18 protein-coding genes are annotated in these 23044 nt (G+C 35.6%); 11 read left to right on the top strand and 7 right to left on the bottom strand.

Going from position 1 to position 23044, the window contains the following annotated elements; all coding sequences use genetic code 11:
- Positions 1–60: 60 nt before the first annotated feature.
- From AP058_RS14435 to AP058_RS14405, 7 genes are all read left to right on the top strand, one after another.
- Entirely contained in the window at positions 61–2898 is a 2838-nt protein-coding gene (locus AP058_RS14435; protein ID WP_082706669.1) for a carboxypeptidase-like regulatory domain-containing protein, read from the top strand.
- A gap of 13 nt (positions 2899–2911) precedes the next feature.
- Complete coding sequence (locus AP058_RS14430; protein WP_066312404.1) at positions 2912–4267, top strand: DUF5689 domain-containing protein; 1356 nt, start codon at positions 2912–2914, stop codon at positions 4265–4267.
- 65 nt (positions 4268–4332) lie between these two features.
- Positions 4333–5721 (top strand): S9 family peptidase, encoded by a 1389-nt coding sequence (locus tag AP058_RS14425; RefSeq protein ID WP_066312403.1) that lies wholly within the window; start codon positions 4333–4335, stop codon positions 5719–5721.
- 119 nt (positions 5722–5840) lie between these two features.
- Positions 5841–6710 carry a hypothetical protein gene (locus tag AP058_RS14420; RefSeq protein ID WP_231739676.1) on the top strand — a complete coding sequence of 290 codons (870 nt, stop codon included), beginning with the start codon at positions 5841–5843 and terminating at the stop codon, positions 6708–6710.
- A gap of 142 nt (positions 6711–6852) precedes the next feature.
- Positions 6853–8100: a GTPase HflX gene (hflX, locus tag AP058_RS14415; protein ID WP_066312401.1), complete on the top strand. Its 1248-nt coding sequence runs from the start codon at positions 6853–6855 to the stop codon at positions 8098–8100.
- A gap of 295 nt (positions 8101–8395) precedes the next feature.
- Positions 8396–9394: a GntR family transcriptional regulator gene (locus AP058_RS14410; protein ID WP_066312400.1), complete on the top strand. Its 999-nt coding sequence runs from the start codon at positions 8396–8398 to the stop codon at positions 9392–9394.
- 35 nt (positions 9395–9429) lie between these two features.
- On the top strand, positions 9430–9900 hold the full coding sequence (locus AP058_RS14405; RefSeq protein ID WP_066312397.1) for an OsmC family protein: 471 nt from the start codon (positions 9430–9432) through the stop codon (positions 9898–9900).
- Positions 9901–10169: 269 nt separating this feature from the next.
- On the opposite strand, the gene pyk is transcribed toward AP058_RS14405, so the two are convergent.
- The 5 genes from pyk to AP058_RS14380 all read right to left on the bottom strand — a co-directional run bounded on the left by pyk (position 10170) and on the right by AP058_RS14380 (position 14643).
- A complete protein-coding gene (gene pyk, locus AP058_RS14400; protein WP_066312395.1) occupies positions 10170–11600 on the bottom strand; it encodes a pyruvate kinase in 1431 nt (476 codons plus the stop codon).
- 5 nt (positions 11601–11605) lie between these two features.
- Positions 11606–12094, bottom strand: a complete 489-nt coding sequence (locus AP058_RS14395; RefSeq protein ID WP_066312393.1) for an IPExxxVDY family protein — start codon at positions 12092–12094, stop codon at positions 11606–11608.
- A 121-nt stretch (positions 12095–12215) separates the two neighbouring features.
- Positions 12216–12956 carry a ribonuclease III gene (rnc, locus tag AP058_RS14390; RefSeq protein WP_066312391.1) on the bottom strand — a complete coding sequence of 247 codons (741 nt, stop codon included), beginning with the start codon at positions 12954–12956 and terminating at the stop codon, positions 12216–12218.
- Positions 12957–12965: 9 nt separating this feature from the next.
- A complete protein-coding gene (gene fabF, locus AP058_RS14385; RefSeq protein WP_066312383.1) occupies positions 12966–14219 on the bottom strand; it encodes a beta-ketoacyl-ACP synthase II in 1254 nt (417 codons plus the stop codon).
- A 187-nt stretch (positions 14220–14406) separates the two neighbouring features.
- Entirely contained in the window at positions 14407–14643 is a 237-nt protein-coding gene (locus tag AP058_RS14380; RefSeq protein WP_007137004.1) for an acyl carrier protein, read from the bottom strand.
- 175 nt (positions 14644–14818) lie between these two features.
- Between AP058_RS14380 and AP058_RS14375 the strand changes: the two genes are divergently transcribed.
- The 4 genes from AP058_RS14375 (at position 14819) to AP058_RS14360 (ending at position 19011) form a co-directional block, all read left to right on the top strand.
- On the top strand, positions 14819–15382 hold the full coding sequence (locus tag AP058_RS14375) for a phosphoribosylglycinamide formyltransferase (RefSeq protein WP_066312381.1): 564 nt from the start codon (positions 14819–14821) through the stop codon (positions 15380–15382).
- A 19-nt stretch (positions 15383–15401) separates the two neighbouring features.
- A complete protein-coding gene (gene rnhA, locus AP058_RS14370) occupies positions 15402–15884 on the top strand; it encodes a ribonuclease HI (protein WP_066312379.1) in 483 nt (160 codons plus the stop codon).
- Positions 15885–16109: 225 nt separating this feature from the next.
- Positions 16110–17033, top strand: a complete 924-nt coding sequence (locus AP058_RS14365) for a PfkB family carbohydrate kinase (RefSeq protein ID WP_066312373.1) — start codon at positions 16110–16112, stop codon at positions 17031–17033.
- Between the two features lie 79 nt (positions 17034–17112).
- Entirely contained in the window at positions 17113–19011 is a 1899-nt protein-coding gene (locus tag AP058_RS14360; RefSeq protein ID WP_066312372.1) for an amidophosphoribosyltransferase, read from the top strand.
- A 326-nt stretch (positions 19012–19337) separates the two neighbouring features.
- Here AP058_RS14360 and AP058_RS14355 read toward each other — a convergent pair whose 3' ends face one another.
- Both AP058_RS14355 and AP058_RS14350 read right to left on the bottom strand, forming a co-directional pair.
- Positions 19338–21212, bottom strand: coding sequence for a M1 family metallopeptidase (locus AP058_RS14355; RefSeq protein WP_066312370.1), 1875 nt, complete (start codon positions 21210–21212; stop codon positions 19338–19340).
- A gap of 62 nt (positions 21213–21274) precedes the next feature.
- Positions 21275–22897, bottom strand: a complete 1623-nt coding sequence (locus AP058_RS14350; protein WP_066312367.1) for a S8 family peptidase — start codon at positions 22895–22897, stop codon at positions 21275–21277.
- Between the last annotated feature and the right edge of the window lie 147 nt (positions 22898–23044).

Raw genomic sequence — 23044 nt, 5'->3', positions numbered from 1 at the left:
TTTTCATGTACAGAAAGAGGACACATTTATTTTTTTTCAACTCAAACAGTTTTAGGCGATATGATTAAAAAACTACTTTTATTATTTACTCTTTTAATATGTACGGCTATTTGGTCGCAAAATCACTACCTCATTTCTGGGAAAGTGATTCACCATGCGACACAAAAGCCCCTTTCTTATGTGGTGGTCACTCTTCAGAATTCAACTCTTACACAACTTACAACTACCGATGGTAAATTTGAAATAGAAGTTCCTTTTAATGGCAATCAACTATTGCTACTGCGCAGTCAAGGCTTCAAAGATTTATTAATACCACTTGCGTTAGCTACAACCAAAAACATAAATTTAGGCGTTTTATCGCTGGAAGAAAATCTAGTTGCTGAAGCTCAAAACAGTTGGATCAGCTTACAAGAGAGTGATCTGAGCGACGACAATTCTACTTCCGAAAATACCTCGAGTTTACTGCAATCTTCTCGGGACGCATTTTTACAAGCCGCAGCATTTAATTGGGGTCAAGCCCGCTTTCGCGTACGGGGATTGGATAACGAAAACGCCAACATGCTCATTAACGGGTTAGTGATGAACAAAATTTACGACGGCAGACCGCAGTGGAGTAATTGGGGAGGATTGAACGATGTGTTGCGCAATCAAGAATTCACGATAGGAACGGCGCCTTCTCCTTATTCTTTTGGAGGTATTTTAGGTACTCAAGCAATTTTTACACGGGCCTCAATGTATCGCAAAGGAACACGTTTGTCTTTTTCGGCAAGCAATACAAATTACAGTGCGCGAAGCATGGTGTCTTATGCATCTGGTATGAGTAGTTCAGGCTGGGCTTTTGTCGTTGCTGCTGGAAAACGCTATGCTAAAGAAGCTTATTTTGATGGAACTACCTACGACGCCGAATCTTTTTTTATGAGTATCGAAAAGAAAATCTCGACCCAGCACTCACTTAATTTTACCGGCTTTTTTACACCAAATCAACGTGGAAAGAATTCACCCAATACGAATGAAGTGACCGAATTGTCGACGGAGAAATACAATTCATACTGGGGATGGCAAAATGGAGAAAAGCGAAACGCTAGGGTAAAAACCGTTGCTGAACCCGTTTTGATGCTGAACCACTATTTCAAAATAAACGAAAAGACTCAACTTAATTCGGCAGTGGCGTATCAATTTGGGAAAATTGCCAACAGCAATATTGATTATCAAAATGCCAACAGTCCGGATCCTACGTATTATCGCAAATTACCAAGCTATTACACCTCAATTTATGGAAGTGATCAGGGTGAATATTCTGGCGATTATCTACCCAATTATGAAGAAGCGGAAAAAAGTAAAAACACCTACTTAGCCAATTCTCAAATAGATTGGGCAGCGATGTATCGTGCCAATCAAAATGCTACTGTTGATTCCAACGGGCAAATTACAACTTATCACCCCAATAAAAGTCATTATGTCTTATATGAAGACCGAGTCGAAGACCAATTGTTTACTGCAAATAGCACTTTATATTCGCGTTTTTCAGACAACTGCACATTTAACGGAGGTCTAAATTTTAGAAAATTGCAATCGCATAATTTTCAGTACTTGACCGATCTATTGGGCGGTAGTTATTTTGAAGATATTGATGCTTTTTATACCGGAACTCAATCGCAATCTGATTTACAAAATCCAAACCTACAAGTTAAAGTTGGTGACCGCTACGGGTACAATTACAATTTAAACGCCATCGTTTTTGATGCTTTTACGCAATTTCGTTTTGATTACAAAAATATCGATTTTTATTTGGCTCAAACTTTTTCTTCGACGCAATACCAACGCGAAGGATTCTACCAAAATGGGCTATATCCCACTAATTCATTGGGGAAAAGTAATTCCTTAATTTTTGAGAACTTTGGTTTTAAAGGTGGTTTTACTTATAAAATTTCGGGCAAGCAATGGCTCTTTGCAAATGCTTCACATCAAACAAAGGCACCGGCTCTACGAAACACCTTTCAGAATTCCCGTTTAAATAATTCAGTGGTTGCAGCGATCAACAACGAAACGCTTAATAGTGCCGAATTGAATTATGTTTTTCATGCACCAAAGCTCAAAACACGCCTAACCGCTTTTTATTCTGAAATTAAAAATGCCACTCAAATTTCCTTTTTTTATGCCGAAGGAATCTTTGACAAAGGATTCTCATATAACAACACTGATGCTTTTGTAGGCCAAGCACTAACAGGTTTAAACAAAACGAATAAAGGAATTGAACTGAGCTTTGACTATCAACTTACAGCAACGCTTAAAACAACTGTTGCGGCAAATTACGGTAAGTACATTTACGATAGTAATCCAAACGTAAAGCTAACCAATGATGCCCAAGCAACTATTACTGATGCAAATCCGGTTTTTGATTTCGGTAACTCAGCCTTAAAAAATTATAAACTTCCGGGAACTCCGCAGCAAGCATATTCTCTCGGGATCGAATATCGTGACCCACATTATTGGTGGATTGGCGCAAATATTAATTATCTAGATGATATGTACATTGACATAGCTCCGATTTCTCGAACGAACGCTTTCTTTAAAAATCCTGCCAACGGCTACACTTTTCCCGAAGCAACCCAAGAACGCGCTCATAAATTGCTTAGTCAAGAAAAACTGCCAGCAGTTACTTTAGTTAATTTTTCTGCAGGAAAATCGTGGCGACTAAAGTCAAAATACATTGGTTTATTTGCTAGCGTCAATAATATTCTGAATTCCAAATACAAAACAGGCGGATTTGAACAATCTCGAAATGCCAATTTTAGAGAACTAAATCAAGATGTATCGAGCGAAACGCCTTCATTCGGATCCAAATATTATTACGGTTTTGGAAGAACCTATTTTGCAAACCTTACTTTGAGTTTTTAAAAAATCTACCGCTATGAAAACACATCATCTACACGCACTATGTTCTCTTTTACTTATTACTATGCTAAGCGGCTGTGATTCGAAAGAGCCAGAAATTCCAGAATTAATTTGCGCTCAACCTGATTTTACTAGCACTAAATCAGTCGCCGACATCCGAGCCGTAAGCGCTGCCAACCCAATGAAATATTTATATGAAGATGTGATTGAAGCATTTGTTGTTTCTACAGATGAATCGGGTAACTTTTTTAAGACCATTTCACTGCAAACTTCTCTTACTGAACGAGGTGACGTAGAGGGCTTTAGTGTTGGTGTTGATGCCAGTAATACGTATATCGATTACCGTGTCGGCAACAAAGTATATGTAAAAATGCAAAATCAATTTAGTGATGTTTACTTCGGAGGTTTACGCATTGGCAGTTTATATGTCAATACTTTCGGAGAAGCAACTGTTGGAAGAGTTTCTCAAAATGATATTAAAAAAGTATTAAATGCGAGCTGCACTACTATTTCCGAAGAAGAACTCGTACGCAAATTTTCAATCGAGGACGTGGCTATTGATGCCAATCTAAATACTTTGGTCGAATTAGAAAATGTACAGTTTGCTGAAGTGGCTTTGGGCAGACAATATTATGAAGAACTTAATGATGTTGGTGGCGCATCCAATTGGTATTTACTAGATCAGACCGGAAATCACTTGATTTTTAGAACCAGTAGTTACGCCAAGTTTGCCTCTAATAAAATACCTGATGGCAGCGGAAGCGTACGCGGTGTTTTAACAAAATATGGTACCGATTACCAGCTAATAGCGCGTTCTGAAAAAGATGTGAAATTAACTCAAGGCAGAAGAGTTGCCTATTTTACCGAAGATTTTCAGACAGTAGAACACAATGTAACGCTAAAATTAGCAGGTTGGGCGAACATCGCACAAACCGGAACCAAGTTTTGGAAAGGCGTTATAAAATCGGGCAATGGTTGTACTGAGTTTAATATCGCTTCAACCAAAAACGTACTGAATGCTGCGTGGTTAATCACTCCAAAAATTGATATGGATACACACCAAAATGAGACGTTGACTTTTAGAACGGCACAGCATCATCTCGATGTCGACTCTCCGTTAAATTCATTAGAAGTTTTAATATCCACCAATTTTGATGGTTTAAATGTAACAAAAGCAACCTGGATTCCGCTACAAGTTAAGCTACCAAATCAAGCTACTCCATGGTATCAATTTGTAGGAAGCGGCGCTATAGATTTGTCGTCATATACCGGAAAAATTAATATCGCATTCAAATACAATGGTTCTGGAAAAAATTTAGCGTTAGACGGAACATTTCAATTGGATGACATACAAATTTTCGGAAATAAATAATTTTACCAAGAAAAAAACTATATTTATCGTCTGAAAGCGAGCAACTTTATATTAAAATTAAACTTATGAGATCATTTCTATTTTTTTTCATTGTTACCGTGCTGACCTTCTTAAATTCGCTTTACGCTCAAGAAATTGAGGGGAAATGGAATGGTGTGCTAACGGTACAGAAAACTCAATTGAAAGTCGTTTTTAATGTAAGTAAAACAGCAGACGGATTTACGACAACGATGGACAGTCCCGATCAAGGCGCAAATGGAATTCCAGTTACCCAGACAACATTTGAAAATTCTCTAGTGAAATTTGAAGTTACCAATGCTAGAATTGAATATACCGGTGAATTGAAAGGAAACGAAATTATCGGAACTTTTAAACAAGGTGGACAAGAATTTCCGCTAAATTTATCAAAAAAAGCTGTAGAAAAAGTAGAGATCGCTAAGACACAAGATCCTAAAAAGCCATATCCTTATCATACAGAAGAAGTTACTTTTCCAAATAGCAAAGCATCTATTTCGTTGGCAGGAACATTGTCTTTACCCAAACAAGAAGGAATTTATCCTGCTGTTATCTTAATCACGGGAAGTGGACCTCAAAAAAGAGATGAAGACATACTTGGGCACAAACCTTTTTTAGTTATTTCTGATTATTTAACTAGAAATGGATTTGCGGTTTTACGCTTTGATGACCGTGGCGTAGGACAATCTACCGGTGACTTTGCATCTGCAAACTCGCAAGATTTTGCTACAGATGTAGAAAGTGCTCTTACCTATTTGAAAACTAGAAAGGAAATTGATAAAAAAGCAATTGGTTTAATAGGTCATAGCGAAGGTGGACTGATTGCTCCAATGGTTGCAACGCAATCCAAAGACATTCTTTTTATTGTTTTGCTGGCGTGCCCAGGAATTTCTGGAGACCAATTATTATTATTGCAGCAAAGAGCTCTTGCAAAAGCAGCTGGGTTTTCTGAAAGTGATATGAAAAAAACTTTCGAGCTAAATAGCAAAATCTTTGAGATGGTGGTTCAATCCAAAAATGAAGAAAAGTTGCAAGCTGATGTAAGACAATTTATTGACGCAGCTACAACTGAGATTCCGAACGGAGTAACGAAAGAAGAATATGTCGCTATGCAGTCCAATAAGATATTAAATCCTTGGATGAAGTATTTTTTAAAGTACAACCCCGCTTTGACATTAGAAAAAGTACAATGCTCTGTACTGGCCGTTAATGGCGAAAATGATTTACAGGTTCCAGCAAAAGAAAACCTTATTGCGATAAGTAATGCTCTAAAAAAAGGTGGAAACAAAGATTTTATCACAAAGGAATTTCCAAATATGAACCATCTTTTTCAAGAATCCACTACCGGTTTACCAAGCGAATATGCAACTATCGAACAAACATTTTCTCCTATTGCCTTGGAATATATAACTCAGTGGATGCGAGCAAAAATTAAATAAAGTTTTGTACTCCACTTTATTGGATTATTTTCATTCATTAAAAAAGTCCTTTTTAGCTTTTATAATTCTTCTATTAAATTGAATTTTGTACTTTGGCAGCCCCAAATCAATTTAAAATTATGATGAAAAACTACTTTATGGCCATATGTATGATGGCATTTCCACTTATTTCGACTGCACAATTGATGGAAGACAAACCTGTATTGAAGAATATTAAAGTTGTTCAGAAATTCTATAAAAATTCAAAAGACGGCGAAATCATAAACAAAGACATTGCCTTTACGGATGGCAAATTATTCACTATAAAAACGTCTGATGTTATTCAGAATTTTTTTTACGATGAGAAAGGTCTTTTAAATAAAACGACTAAAGAACGTGTTGGAAGTAACTGGAAAGAGGTTGCAACGTACAATTATGATGCTACTAGCAGACTGACATTTTTTTCTAAAAAGTATCAAGATGGTAACGAATATGTAACCAAGACAGTGAAATTTAGTTATGAAGGCGCGCGCATAAAAGCAGAAGCCAAACGCAGCAATAGCCACCAACAATTGGTGGAAGACATTGAGTATATTGTGGAAGAAGGTTTAATTGTAAGACGCGTTTCTCGCAATCGCAACAAGCAAATTATTGGTAAAGCAGAGTATTCGTATGGTGATGCCAATGTTACGCGCCACACTGGTTTAGTTGGAGATAAAACGATCAAAATGTTTACTTACGATGATAAAAATTCGGTAAGTCAATTGATTGTAGAAAAATTATTTGGTATAAATTACAAAGTAATCACGCCATTAATTTCTTTTTATGATGATGAATTCGAATTCCAATCAATATCAAAAAATAATGGATTAACGTTTAAAGCGACTTCTGAAAAGTTCGAGCCAATGATCGAAAAATTCAAATACAACGCAATCAATTATCCTATTTCCAGTTCCAGAGTAGATGGCGATGGATTAATAGCAACTGAATCTGCTTTTTTTTACGAATAGACGGTATGTCACGCTAAATATAGAGTTCCAATTGAGGTTGATAAAACAACTTTCAATTGGAACTTTTTTTGCCTTTTCTAAAATGGTAATTCTATAATCATTAGTCGTCGAAATTCCTTAAATTTGTAGCTTATTATATGATATGTTAGAAAAAGAAATATTAAATTTTGAAAGAACAGCCGTTGTTGGTGTTGTTACTCAAAGTCAAAGCGAAGAAAAACTTAACGAATATCTGGACGAACTAGAATTCTTGACCTTTACTGCTGGTGGTGAAGTGATTAAACGATTTTGGCAAAAAATGGACAAGCCCAATCCTAAAACTTTTCTGGGTACTGGAAAAATAGAAGAAATAAATCTTTTTGTGAAAGAAAATGAGATTTCAACTTTAATATTTGATGATGAACTATCGCCTTCCCAACAAAAAAATATTTCAAAAATTATAGATTGTAAAATCTTAGATCGCACCAATTTGATTTTGGATATTTTTGCGCAAAGAGCAGAAACTTCATACGCAAGAACGCAAGTAGAATTGGCTCAATGTATCTATTTATTACCTAGACTTTCTGGTCTATGGACGCACTTAGAACGCCAAAAAGGTGGTATTGGAATGCGTGGACCTGGTGAAACAGAAATCGAAACGGACAGACGTATTGTTCGCGATCGAATTTCATTATTGAAAGAAAAAATTAAAAGCATCGACAGACAAATGGGCGTTCAGCGTAGCAATCGAGGCGCTATGGTTCGTGTTGCTTTGGTGGGTTATACCAATGTTGGAAAATCGACACTAATGAATGCCGTAGGTAAGAGTGATGTTTTTGTCGAAAATAAATTGTTTGCTACTCTTGACACAACGGTTCGAAAAGTTGTTATTAAGAATTTACCATTTTTACTTTCTGATACTGTTGGATTCATTCGAAAATTACCAACACAATTGGTAGATTCGTTTAAAAGTACGTTAGATGAGGTTCGTGAAGCTGATTTATTACTACACATTGTAGATATTTCGCATCCTGATTTTGAAGACCACATAGCATCTGTCAATCAAATTTTGCAGGACATTAAAGCCAATGACAAACCTGTTATTATGGTCTTTAATAAAATCGATTCCTTCAAGCATTTAACAATTGACGAAGATGATTTAATGACCGAACGCACTCCAAGACATTATACATTAGAAGAATGGAAATCTACTTGGATGAGTCGTGTTGGTGAAGAAAATGCTTTATTTATTTCTGCAACCAACAAGGAAAATTTTGAGGAATTTAGAGAACGTGTATACGAAGCAGTTCGCCACATTCACATTACTCGTTTTCCGTATAATAAATTTTTATACCCAGATTATAAAGATGCTATCGAAAAGGAAGATAAAGACGAGGAAGAAATCGAATAAATATTCGATAGAACTAATAACAAAAAAAGGGAGAACTAGTATGATTTTCCCTTTTTTTTGGGCTAGTTTTGAACACTATCAAAAGCGGATAAACTTTTACTTTATTTGTATTTTTGACCGAAATGAGCATTCAACTAAAAATTTAGTTTGAAGCGAAAATTACTTTGAGGTTATTTTTGTAAATCAATTATTTATCTCTTTTGAATAATTTTGTTAAAAAAATAAAAATAAGCAATAACAATTATTTATCATACCGCCTCCTACCAGTTTTTATGTATATTGCAAAGAAAAAGCAGTGAAAATAAGCATAATCCAAAATAACTGTGGAATTCCTAAGTATAAGCAAATTATATCCCAAATAGAGCGCGCTTTAGTTGACGAGCTGCTGTTTAAAGAAGATAAGTTACCTTCTGTAAATAAAGTTTGTTTAGCAAACAGTCTATCGCGTGATACGGTTTTACAAGCGTACGATGAGCTAAAAAAAAGAGGTATTATTTATGCCATTCCTGGCAAAGGTTATTATATCAAAAGTACACAGATCCTTATTAAGAACCGTGTTTTCTTACTTTTTGATGAACTAAATGTTTTTAAGGAAGATCTATTTAACTCTTTCTTAGACAGTATTGGCGAAGACGTACAAGTCGATATTTTCTTTCATCACTTTAATAGTTCCGTTTTTAATAAATTAATTAACGACAGCAACGGAAATTACACGAAATACATTGTTATGCCCACCAACTTAAAAGATGTTACGGCAACAATAGCAACACTTCCGCCAAATGAAGTCTATATTCTAGACCAGACCAACGAAGACCTTATGATGTTCCCAGCAGTTTATCAAAATCACAAAAAGGATATTTATGAGGGTCTTGTCAAGGGTAAAAAGATGATCGAAAAATATAAAAAATTAATTTTAATTTTTCCAGGCTTTAGAGAACCTCTAGGCATGCGAGATGGATTTCTAAAATTTTGCAATGACTATTCTTTTGACAATGAGGTGATCACCGAATTTAAAGACCGAACCATCACAGATGGAGAAGTATATGTGATTCCCAATGACAGAGATTTGGTAAGTGTAATTGAAAAAGGAAAGCAGCAAGAGTTTAAATTAGGAAAAGATTACGGAATCATTTCGTACAACGAATCACCACTTAAAAAAGTAGTTGAAAATGGCATTACTACCATTTCTACTGATTTTCAAGCTATGGGCAAAATTCTAGCGCATATGGTTTTAAAAAATCAAAAAGAAAATATTGAAAATAAGTCGGCACTAATTTTACGAAATTCGTTGTAATACCTATTCTCAGTACTTGAAAAATTTATAGAAAAATGACTTTCAAACATATCTTCAAAGCCGCTTTAAATTGGAAGTTAGAAAAAAATTTAGAATCCGAACAAGCTAGATTTTATACTAAATCGCATACCATCACGATTGCAGATAAACCTGTTTTAAACGTTTCTGCGGCTAAAGCTTTTAAAGGAAATCCACATTTATACAATCCAGAGGATTTATTGCTGAGCAGCCTTATCTCTTGCCATATGATGTCTTACTTATATGTTTGCAAAAAGAATAATATTGTAGTCTTAAATTATTCGGATACTGCCCAAGCTTCTCTTGAAGTAGCTGCAGATGGAAGTGGTCGCTTTACAGAAGCAAGGCTTTATCCAAAAGTTCAAATTGCCAATCCACATCAAAAAGAATTGGCTCTTGCTTTACATACCGAAGCTAGAAAATTATGTTTTATCGCTAATTCGTGTAATTTTCCGATTGCACATTTCCCAAGTTGTGATGTGCTTTAAATTACTTTTTTTACCGATAACTCTGAAAAAACTTCACGTAAAGCAATACCATAATTTTTCATGCTTTTATTAAGGTTGTTTTTCAAACAAAAGACGATAACGAATCATCCATTTTTGTGGGTACTATACTTTCGGCATGTTCGTATCACACAATTGTAGCGCAAAGTAAACCCAGAATTGTAAACCATTTTTAGCACTCAAGCCATCTAAAAATAAAAAAACCGTTAAGAAAGTTCTCAACGGTTTTTTGTATATCAAACGAAATAAGATTATTCTATTTCAGAAACTCTCATGGTATTTACCATTCCTTTTTCTTTAATCGGCATTGCTGCAAGGTTAATTAGGTAATCTCCTTTTACAACATATCCTTTTTCTTTTGCTAGGATGTTCACATCAGTTACGGTGTCATCTGTGCTAACAATTTTGTCATAGTAATATGATTTTACTCCCCATAACAAATTCAATTGTGTAATGATTCTGCGATTTGAAGTAAACACTAAAATGTGTGCATTAGGTCTCCAAGCCGAAACCTGAAAAGCCGTATATCCACTATTCGTTAAGGTACAAATTGCTTTAGCACCAATCGTGTTAGCCATCACTGCTGCTTGCTGACAAATTGTTTTAGTAATGAAACGTTTTGTTTTAACTTGCGGTGTATTTTGTGGCACTTGAATAAGAGGTGAATCTTCTACTGCTTCTAAAATTTGAGTCATTTTCTGAATCACTTGTACCGGATAATTTCCTGCAGCTGTTTCTGCTGACAACATTACTGCATCAGCTCCATCCATTACCGAGTTGGCAACGTCATTAACTTCTGCACGAGTTGGAGTCAAGCTAGAAATCATCGTTTCCATCATTTGAGTGGCAACAATTACTGGAATTCTAGCAATTTTTGCTCTACGGATCAAATCTTTTTGCACCAACGGCACTTCGTGTGCAGGAAGTTCAACTCCTAAATCACCACGAGCAACCATTAATCCATCACAATAAGCAATAATTTTGTCTATGTTTTCTAATGCTTCTGGCATTTCTATCTTAGCAATAATCGGAATTTTAAATTCTGAATGCTTGTCTATCAATTCCTGAAGATCCTGTAAGTCTCTTGGTGTTTTTACAAAAGAAAGAGCGATCCAGTCTACCTTTTGCTCAATCGCAAAAATAGCATCTGCAATGTCTTTCTCTGTTAAAGCTGGTAATGAAATTTTAGTATTCGGAAGATTAACTCCTTTTTTAGATTTCAATTCACCACCTTGAATTACTTTGGCAACTACTTCGGTTTTTTTATCTGTCGAAATAATTTCGAAAATAAGTTTACCATCGTCTAATAAAATACGTTCTCCTTGATTTACATCATTTGGAAAGTTTTTGTATTTCATAAACACTCTTTCTGCAGTTCCTATGATTTCATCTGCAGTTGTAAACGTAATCAGGTCTCCGTCATTAACTACAACTCCTTCTTCCATCACTCCAACACGTAATTTAGGCCCTTGTAAGTCTCCTAAAATGGCAGTAGTCTGTCCTAATTCTTCGTTTAATCCACGAATAATATCTATTTTCTCTTTAACTCCTTCGTAATCTGCATGCGAAAAATTAATTCTAAACACATTTACACCTGCGTCAACCATTTTTTTGATGATTTCTCGTGTACTGGTTGCAGGCCCAAGTGTGGCCACAATTTTTGTTTTTTTGTTTGTAAGCATTTCTATTAAAAAATTAAATTGTTTTTTGATTTTATTTTACTAGTATCAACTTCATAAACCGCTGATATGGTATCAATGGTGTTTAATAGTTGCAGTATTTTTAATATATCGAAAGCTTCCTCACTCTTTTCAACTTTTAAAAAATAGTCAACCTTTTTAAAATCAGGAAGCAAGTACACATTGGTATTTACTTCTGTCATTGTATTTGAAAATAAATCGTGTTGATCGGGTTTACTACCCACATTTATTTCGTTCTTATTTTGAATTAAATTCCAAGAAATGGATTTCTCTTCATTGTAGAAGTAAAACCTTGAAAAATAGGTGTCTCCCTCTTTGAGACTAATTTCAATTTCGTTTTTGCTTTTACTTAAATTGATCGGTAGTTTCTGATTGATAAAATAAGCCAGCCGATAACTTTCTAAAGAAGTATGAATTGCTATCAGATCGTAATCGATTTCATCAAATTCGCCAAGATCCAATTTATGAATTGCCATGTCTTGTCAATTAAAGTTGTAAATATAACATTTCTAACGGAGGTTAAATAATCTCCGAGAGGATGTTTTTGTTAATTTATAAACGATAACGTTGTAGTATTAAATAATTTCTGCGATTTTTTTATTTTTTATCCATTTTTTCCTGAAAAGCAAAATAGGCGCGCTGCGATGCTTTTTCTTCTGCTTTCTTTTTGGATGTTGCTCTTGCCTTAGCTATTACTTTGTCATCAATACTTAATTTGACACCAAAGAGACGTTCGCCACCAATGCCATTATCCTCAAAAATATCATAATGAAAGCTGTGTTTTTCTTTCTGACACCATTCAATAACTAAACTTTTATAACTAATCACTTTGCCTTCTAATCGCGAAATATTAACATACGGTGCAATTACTTTTTGCTGAATAAATTTTTCGCAAAAATGGTATCCTTTATCTAAATAAATGGCACCGACTAAAGACTCAAAAATGTTACCGTGAATGTTTTCTCCAAAATGCTGCACAGGCACTTTGCTTTCGATAAATCTAATTAAGTTTAGATCTTTTCCTAGTTCATTCAAATGCTCTCTACTTACGATTTTAGACCGCATTTTAGTCAAATACCCTTCATCGCCTGTAGGAACTTCATTAAAGAGATGCGCTGCAATAACAGAGCTTAACATGGCGTCTCCTAAAAACTCTAGTCTTTCATAATTAATAGCATGTCCGTTCTCATCTAACTTATTAGAAGACCGATGGGTAAATGCTTTTTTATATGGCTCAATAGATGCTGGCGCAAAACCAACAATTTTTTGAATAGAGTCAAAAAAAATCCCGCCTTCTTGAGAACGGGATTTTGAAAATATTTTTTTGAAAATACTCATATACTTAAATTAGTCAACTAATTTTTTAAACAACACACAAGCATTATGTCCACCAAATCCAAAAGTGTTACTCATAGCAACATTAATCTCTCTTTTTTGCGCTTTATTTAATGTCAAGTTTAGTGAAGGATCGATATTTTCGTCTGCAACGGTATGGTTAATCGTTGGTGGAACAATACTATGTTGCATAGCTAAAATAGAAGCAATTGCTTCTACAGCTCCAGCAGCTCCTAGTAGATGACCAGTCATTGATTTTGTAGAGTTGATGTTGATTGTTTTGGCATGTTCACCAAAAACATGACTGATGGCTTTAAGCTCGGCCACGTCTCCTAATGGAGTTGATGTACCGTGCGTATTGATATGATCAACGTCTTCTGGTTTTAGTCCAGCATCACGAAGCGTACTGTTCATTACTGCAATTACCCCAATTCCTTCTGGATGTGGAGCCGTCAAATGGTACGCATCCGAAGACATTCCGCCACCACCAACTTCGCAATAGATTTTTGCACCTCTTGCTTTAGCATGTTCGTATTCTTCCAACACTAACGCTCCAGCTCCTTCACCTAAAACAAAACCATCACGAGTTGCATCAAATGGTCTTGATGCCGTTTCTGGACTGTCGTTTCTTGTTGATAAAGCATGCATAGAGTTAAAACCTCCCATACCTGCAATAGTAATCGCTGCTTCTGAACCTCCCGACACAATAACATCACACATCCCTAAACGAATGTAGTTAAAAGCATCTATTAAAGCATTGGCAGATGATGCACAGGCTGAAACAGTTGTGTAATTTGGACCCATATATCCGTTACGCATAGAAATATGCGCCGGAGCAATATCTGCAATCATTTTAGGAATAAAAAACGGATTGAATTTTGGTGTACCATCGCCTTTTGCGTAGTACATTACTTCATCCTGAAACGTTTGTAAACCACCAATTCCTGCACCCCAAATAACACCAACACGTTCTTTGTTAACATTGCTGTCGTTTAAACCAGCATCTTTAATCGCCTCGTCACTTGCAGCTACAGCGTACTGAGCAAACTTATCTAATCGGCGAGATTCTTTACGGTCCATGTAATCTTCGATGTTGAAGTTTTTAACTTCACATGCAAATTTTGTTTTATGCTTTTCAGTATCGTAATACGTTATAGGAGCAGCTCCGCTAACTCCATTGATCAAACTGTCCCAATACTCTTGGATATTGTTTCCAATAGGAGTAAGAGCACCTAATCCTGTTACAACCACTCGCTTTAATGTCATAAAAATATCTTTTGTTAACTTAAACAAATAAAACCCACGCTTTCTTACCAGTATAAAACTTAAGAGCCATGGGTATTACAATAGGAATATATCTTTTTGATTGAAATTCAACCCAAAATTTAGTCTTTGAATAAAAACAACAACACCCGATTTTCTATTACCATAAAAAACTCGGGTGTTTGATGTATTATTTTTTAGCTTCTTCGATATAAGAAATAGCTTGACCTACAGTAGCAATGTTTTCTGCTTGATCGTCCGGAATCTGAATGTCGAATTCTTTTTCGAATTCCATGATAAGCTCAACAGTGTCTAATGAGTCAGCTCCTAAATCATTAGTGAAGCTTGCTTCTGTTACAACTTCGTTTTCGTCAACGCCTAATTTGTCTACGATAATCGCTTTTACTCTTGATGCAATGTCTGACATAATCTTTAATTTTAGAATTTAATTTGATGGCAAAAATAAAAAACTTTATTTTAAAACCGCACTTTAGTTAATAAATGTAACACTAATTTATAAAATATATTTTAACAAAGCAGTGATAATGCTATTTAATTACGTTTTTTATTCCGTTTTTTGCATAAAAAAATATGCCCTTACAATGAAAAAAATAATCGTTTTTGCTTCAGGATCAGGTACTAATGCCGAAAATATAATTAAATATTTTGAAAAAACAAAAAATGCAAAAGTCGTTTTGGTGCTAACAAATAATGCTTTAGCAAAAGTTATCGAAAGAGCACATAATCATCAAATTCCTACCCAAGTTTTCTCCAAAACTGATCTAACGGAAGGAAAAGTACTTCAAATCATAAACAAGATCGGTCCAGACTTGATCGTTTTAGCTGGTTTTTTATTACAATTTCCAAAAAACATAATTGACGTTTATCCCCATAGTATTGTAAATATTCACCCGGCACTTTTACCAAATTATGGCGGAAAAGGAATGTACGGCATGCACATTCACAAAGCTATAATTGAAAACAAAGAAAAAGAAACCGGAATCACCATTCATTACGTAAACGAAAACTACGATGAAGGCGCTGTTATATTTCAAGAAAAAATGGCCTTATCCGAACTTGACACGCCAGAAACAGTGGCAGAAAGAATTCATGTTTTAGAACAATTGCACTTTCCACACGTTTTAGAGAAAATTTTAATTGGATAAATAGATCAATATTTTAAAAATGAATCAACACGAAGTGCATATTTACACAGATGGCGCTGCTAAAGGAAATCCAGGGAACGGCGGTTACGGTGTTGTGATGGAATTGGTGGGAACGCCACATAAAAAAGAATTCTACGAAGGTTTTCGCTTAACTACTAACAACCGGATGGAATTGCTGGCTGTTATTGTTGGCCTCGAAAAACTTAAAAATCCAAACATGAAAGTTTTAGTCATTTCTGATTCGAAGTATGTTGTAGACTCTGTATTAAAAAAATGGGTTTTTGGTTGGGAAAAGAAAGGCTTTGTTGGTAAAAAAAATCCAGACTTATGGAAACGTTTTTTAATTATTAATAAAAAGCATCAAGTCGACTTTAAATGGATTAAAGGACATAACAATCACCCACAAAATGAGCGATGTGACGAACTAGCCGTTATGGCAGCCACGCAAAAACAACTTTCAATTGACGTTTTTTACGAAAAAGAAAATGGAAAAATTAAATAATTACACGAAAGTAGATTTAATCGACTGTTAATTCTTCAATAATTAGCAATAAATCTGGAAAACCAATTAATTTATTTAACCATATAAAAAACTTATAATTTACTGATTATCAATAGTGTAATTTACTGCAGCAGCGCTATTTTTTTATGATAACTTTGAGAGACTCAACCTTTGCAACTTTCATTGTTATGAAGTATCTTTGCACTTTAATTCCAAATTCACACAATGAATAAATTATTGATCGTTGGAACCGTAGCTTTCGACGCAATTGAAACTCCTTTCGGAAAAACAGATAAAATTTTAGGCGGTGCTGCAACTTATATTGGACTTTCAGCCTCTTATTTCAACTTGCAATCTGCCATAGTTTCTGTAGTCGGAGATGATTTTCCGCAAGAACATTTAGACTTATTAGCGTCTAGAAACATTGACCTTTCGGGTTTAGAAATTGTAAAAGGCGGTAAAACCTTTTTTTGGAGCGGTCGTTACCATAATGACTTGAACTCAAGAGATACCTTAGACACACAATTAAACGTTTTAGCTGATTTTCAACCTAAAGTTCCGGCTAATTACACCAATTCTGACATAGTGCTTTTAGGTAATTTACATCCTTTAGTACAAAGCAGTGTGTTAGATCAATTGACTGAAAAACCAAAATTAGTAGTTTTAGATACTATGAATTTTTGGATGGATTGCGCTTTACCTGAATTGTTAGAAGTGATCAAACGCGTAGATGTTTTGACCATTAATGATGAAGAGGCTAGACAGCTTTCGGGCGAATATTCATTAGTTAAAGCGGCAGCAAAAATACATACGATGGGACCAAAGTATGTGGTAATTAAAAAAGGAGAACACGGCGCATTGTTGTTCCAAGGAAAAGAAGTGTTCTTCGCACCAGCGCTTCCTCTAGAAGACGTATTTGATCCAACGGGAGCTGGAGATACATTTGCAGGAGGATTTGCAGGATATCTTACGCAAAGCGAAAACATTTCGTTTGAAAATATGAAGAATGCGGTAATCTATGGATCCAATTTAGCTTCTTTCTGTGTAGAGAAATTTGGCACAGAACGAATGGAAAGCTTAGAAAAAGACGAGGTGATAACGCGCTTGAAAGAATTTAAGTCGCTAACACAATTTGATATATCATTATAATACCTAAAAGCCTCGGTTAACGGGGCTTTTTTGATTTGTTACCACTAAAAATCACAACAACACACAAACACATACACTAATGAGTGACGCTTTACAACACGAATGTGGGATAGCTTTGGTTAGACTTCTTAAACCGCTTGAATTTTATAAAGAAAAGTACGGAACGGCATTTTACGGGATACAAAAAATGTACCTGATGATGGAAAAACAGCACAACCGCGGACAAGATGGAGCTGGTTTTGCAAGCATCAAATTTGACGTTCAGCCAGGGCAAAGATACATTAGTAGAGTACGATCGAACGACAGCCAAGCTATTCAAGATGTTTTTGCTCAAATTAATGCACGCATTAATGACGAAATGACTGCACACCCCGAATATGCAGATGATGTAGCCGCACAAAAAGCAAACATTCCGTATTTAGGAGAATTGTTTTTAGGACATGTACGTTACGGTACTTTTGGAAAAAATAGTATCGAAAGTGTTCATCCATTTTTACGTCAAAGCAATTGGATGCACCGCAACCTTATGTTGGCAGGAAACTTTAATATGACTAACGTAAAAGAGCTCTTTGCTAATTTAATAGAATTAGGACAGCATCCTAAAGAAATGGCCGATACGGTTACTGTCATGGAAAAAATTGGACACTTTTTAGATAAAGAAGTGATGCAATTGTACCAAGATTGTAAAACAGAAGGCTACTCGAAACAAGATGCTTCACCCATTATTGCTGAACGTTTGGATATTGGTAAAATTTTAACCCGATCTGCAAAGAATCTAGATGGTGGATATGCGATGGCCGGATTACTAGGTCATGGAGATGCCTTTGTTTTTAGAGATCCCGCAGGAATTCGCCCAGCCTATTATTATCAAGATGATGAAGTTGTAGTTGTTGCATCAGAACGTCCGGTTATTCAAACAGTTTTTAATGTTCCTTTTGAAAGTGTTCAAGAAATTGATCCAGGTAATGCGCTAATCATTAAAAAAAATGGTACGGTTACAATGGAGGAAATTTTAACTCCGACCGTTAAGAAATCGTGTTCATTTGAACGCATCTATTTTTCGAGAGGAAGTGATGCTGAAATTTACCAAGAACGCAAGCATTTGGGAAGATTGATTTTACCTGCCGTTTTAGAAGCTATTGATAATGATACGGACAACACGGTTTTCTCTTACATACCTAACACTGCCGAAACCTCATTTTACGGATTGGTTGAAGCAGCGCAAGACTTTTTAAATCAGCGTAAAAACACGCACATCATAGCCAATCGAAATACGTTAACAGAGCAATCGTTAAAGGAATTACTAGAGGTAAAAATTAGAACGGAAAAAATAGCAATAAAAGACGCCAAGCTGCGCACTTTTATCACCGAAGATAGTAGCCGAGATGATTTAGTAGCGCACGTTTACGATGTTACCTATGGTGTAATTAAGCCTACAGACAATTTGGTTATTATAGACGATAGTATTGTAAGAGGAACAACTCTTAAAATGAGCATTATTAAGATGATGGATCGTTTGAAACCAAAACGTATTGTAATTGTCTCTTCTGCTCCTCAAATTCGTTTTCCTGATTGCTACGGTATTGACATGGCCAAGATGGAAGGTTTAGTTGCTTTTAAAGCAGCATTAGAATTATTAAAAGAACGCAATCTCTATCATATTGTTGATGAAGTGTACGCAAAATGTAAAGCGCAAGAAAACTTTGCAGATACCGATTTCGTAAATTATGTAACCGCTATATATGATCAATTTGAGCCGCAAGAAGTTTCAGATAAGATTGCTGAAATGCTAAGCTCTCCAGAAATTAATGCTGAAGTAAAAATTATATTTCAAACCGTTGATGATTTGCACATCGCTTGTCCTAAAAATCTAGGAGATTGGTACTTTACAGGAGATTACCCAACTCCGGGTGGGAACCGAGTGGTAAACCGTGCATTCATGAATTTTTACGAAGGAAAAGACGCTAGAGCGTATTAAACAAAAGTTAAATTATGCATTTAATCGGATTTATCTGCTTTTAATCTACATTTCTTGGCGCTAAGACACATCTTGTTTAATTTTATAAAACCATAATTTTAGTAGGTTAAGTTTATGGTAGATTTGGGGCAAAAAGGGTGGATTTATCCACCTTTTTTATTGGAACAAACTGAAGGTTAGCAATCAACAGGAAATATAGGCATTCCTATAAATTTTTAATTTACGTACAAAGAACCAAGGATCAAGAAAACTTTATCTTTACAAAATACAAAAGGCTCGAATTATAGTAATTCGAGCCTTTTGTATTTTAAACTGAAGTTAGACTTTTACTTTACCTCGTAAACATTATCAGCCTGTTTAACATCTGCCATTAATCCGCTTGGATCAATTGTAATCTTTTTGATGCTGTTCTTATCTTTAGCGATACGGAACTCATAGTTTGACATTGCCCAAGCCCAATCTCCTAAAACGGTTCTCTTTATTTGAGGACTCTGATTTTCTTTAACGAAATGCATCATTCGCAACGGGATATAAAAACTTTCAGAAGTGCCATCTGCATATTCAACCAAAATATCTATAGGCATTGGCATTAGTCCAATACGCTCTAACTTGATGTTGACCGATTTTCCGTCCATATCCACCGATTTAATACCATAATCAATCGTGTTCGTGGTTTGAGTCCAGTCGGTCAAATACCAGTCTAATTCAGCTCCAGAAACACGTTCAGCCGTTCTTTTGATATCGTTTGGCGTTGGATGCTTGAATTTAAAGTCATTGTAATATCTCTTTAAGGTTGCATTTACGTTTTCCTTTCCGATCACATACTCTAATTGAGACAAAAAGATACTTCCTTTTACATACGATGCGGTGCTATACGGACGATTTTCATTGTAACGATCTCCATGCGTACTTTGCGGTTGCTCCTTACCTGAATTTACCAAATTGTAATAAGCGCGGTAATTTCCTTCGAAAGGATTGGCAGCTTTCTCTACCACTAGTTCATTCATAGCCATGTCTTCCACGTAAGTGGTAAAACCCTCGTCCATCCATGGATGTTTTGATTCGTTTGATGCCAAAACATGCTGAAACCAAGAATGCCCCAGTTCATGCGTAGCAGTTCCTAAAATCCCTTCTAAAGTTCCACTTCCTAACATTAACGTACACATCGCATATTCCATTCCGCCATCCCCACCTTGAATAAAAGAATATTGCTTATACGGATAAAGACCTACTTTTTGATTGAAGAAATCCATTACTTTAACCATGTAAGCTGGTAACTTTTTCCACTTTTCTGCAGTTTTTGGATCATTTTTATATAAAAAATGCAAATCAACATCGTGCGGACCTTTTACAATATCGTGTGCATAATTTTTATCGGCCGCCCATGCAAAATCATGTACGTTTGGCGCAATAAAATGCCAAGTCAACGTTTTCATTTTTTTAGGGTGTGAAACCGTTACACCAGTATCCTGATACCCGTGCCCAATTTCATTTGGATTTTGCAAGTAGCCTGTCCCGCCAATTGTATATTCTTTATCTATAGTAATTTTTACATCAAAATTGCCCCAAACTCCGTGAAACTCTCTAGCAATATAGGGGTCAGCATGCCATCCTTCAAAATCAAATTCTGCTAATTTTGGATACCATTGCGACATAGACAATTCAATCGCCTCGGTACTATTGCGTCCAGTTCTGCGAATTTGAACAGGAATTTGTCCGTCAAAATTTAAAGTAAACGTAGACTTAGAATTTGGAAGAATTGGTTTCTCTAACGTAACCTCCATAATAGTTCCAACAATATTGGTTTTAGCTGTGGCTCCATCTTGCTTAAAATTAGCTATTTTTAAAAATCCAATCTCATTAGGTTTCAACGTTTCAATTCGGCTTTGCTTGCTTTCTTTGCCATCTACTTTAATTTTTTTTACCATCCTTCCGTCAGGATCTTTAATGCTGTGCAGCCTTGCATCCATCTCACTTCCGGGTTGAAATGCATTTAAGAATAAATGATAATACACTTTCTTCAAAGTATCCGATGAATTATTAGTGTATACCAATTGTTGTGTTCCTTTGAACTGAAAGTTTTTAGCATCTACAGCAACATCCATTTTGTAGTCAGCCTGCTGCTGCCAATAGCCTGAACCTTGTGCCTGCACTGCACCAAAACCAAGACTAAAAAAAGTAAGTAATAATATTTTTCGCATTGTTATATAAATAAAAAACGGAAGGATTTTCGTCCTTCCGTCGGATTTAAAATAAATAAAATTTAGTTTTTTGACATTTTTTCTGCCATGATTAACGCATTGTAAGCATTAACCATTTTACGTGATTTTGATGTCATATTAACCGATTGCGCTTCAGCATTTGAATCTTCACCAATTTTAACCATTGCTGGAAGCAAAATTCCAGAATCCATTAAAATGTGTTTTACTTGCGAAGCCGTTAAACTTGGATAATACGAACGAATTAAAGTTGCAACTCCCGCAGCATTTGGAGATGCCATTGAAGTTCCTTGCAAATACTTGTATTTGTTGTTTGGTACCGTTGCATAAATTTCTTGTCCTGGGGCATATACATCTACATTTAACGTCCCGTAATTAGAGAACGGTGCAATTACCGATTCGCCATATACTTTGTTTATTGCGCCGATTGTCAATACATTATCTGAAAATTCCTTAATGTTGTCTTCTGCATCATTAGGATAATTAATGTTCTCCGTAAGATCAATGTTATTTCCGTCGTTTCCAGCGGCATGAACAATTAATACGTCTTTTTTCGCTGCATATTTTATAGCATCATACACCCATTGCTTGTGCGGAGAAAATCCTTTTCCAAAACTTCCGTTAATTACTTTGGCTCCGTTGTCAACAGCATAACGAATAGCTAACGCAATGTCTTTATCATACTCATCCCCGTCTGGCACAGCACGAACTGTTAAAATTTCAACATGATTCGCGACACCATCGCCACCTAAATTATTGTTGCGTACTTGCGCAATGATTCCCGCAACGTGCGTTCCGTGCAACGCTTTTTCTTTGTCTGGTCCAAAAACGATATTATTACCGTATTTGGTATCAGTAATGTCTTCGGGATTATCACCAACAATTTTTCTTCCGTCAAAATTTTTGTTCAGATTAAAGTTCAACTGATTATAAACTGATTCGCGGTAATCTTCTAATTCCGATTCTGGATTGAATGTTGGTCCTGAATTCGTTAAAATCTGAGTCATTATCGCTTTACTTTGCATCACTTTAGGGTCTGCAGAAGTAATCGTATTTAAATCTTCCAATGTATAGACCTTTTTCTTCAAAGCGTCTTTTATTGTTTTATGTACTTCTAATAAGAAATCAACCTGCTGTTTGTCTTCCAGCGTTTTCTCATATTTTGCGTTATACGCAGCCAAGGCATCTTTATATTGTTGAGAACCGTCATCCCCTTTTTTAACAATGCGGGTCATTTCTAGATTCTCATCCACAGCATCACCTAAAAAGTTCCATCCGTACATGTCATCGATGTACCCATTATTATCGTCATCGATCCCGTTATTTGGAATCTCGTTTACGTTGATCCAAATCATATCTTTTAGATCTTCGTGCTCAATATCTACCCCCGAATCTACAATACCCACGATTACCTTGACTCCTTTTTTATCTTTTAATACTTCTGCGTACGCTTTATCAACGCTCATACCAGGAATGGTATCTTTTATCAAATCTAAATGACTCCATCGCTTTAAATCATTATCTGCAATGGGTGCTTTTTTTACCAGTACTACTGGAGCTGTTTCAGCAATTGGTGTGTTTGTTTTTGACGCCTGTTTTCCGGCACCACAACCTGCTAAGACTAACATCGCAAAAGCAGATACAACAATGGGTTTAATAGTATACATAAATAGAATTTTAAAACATTTTGGAATATTAGACGAATTTATGATTTTTTGTTACAAAAAACTAACAGTTAACAGGCTGTTATGATTTTTTAATTGTTGTTTAACTGTAACACTACGAACCGAAGAAGCTTTCATTACGGTGCACTA

The sequence above is a fragment of the Flavobacterium sp. TAB 87 genome (genome assembly GCF_001529295.1).
GTDB lineage: Bacteria > Bacteroidota > Bacteroidia > Flavobacteriales > Flavobacteriaceae > Flavobacterium.
Note: the sequence above shows the minus strand (reverse complement) of the source record. Positions and strands in the feature narration are given on the sequence as shown.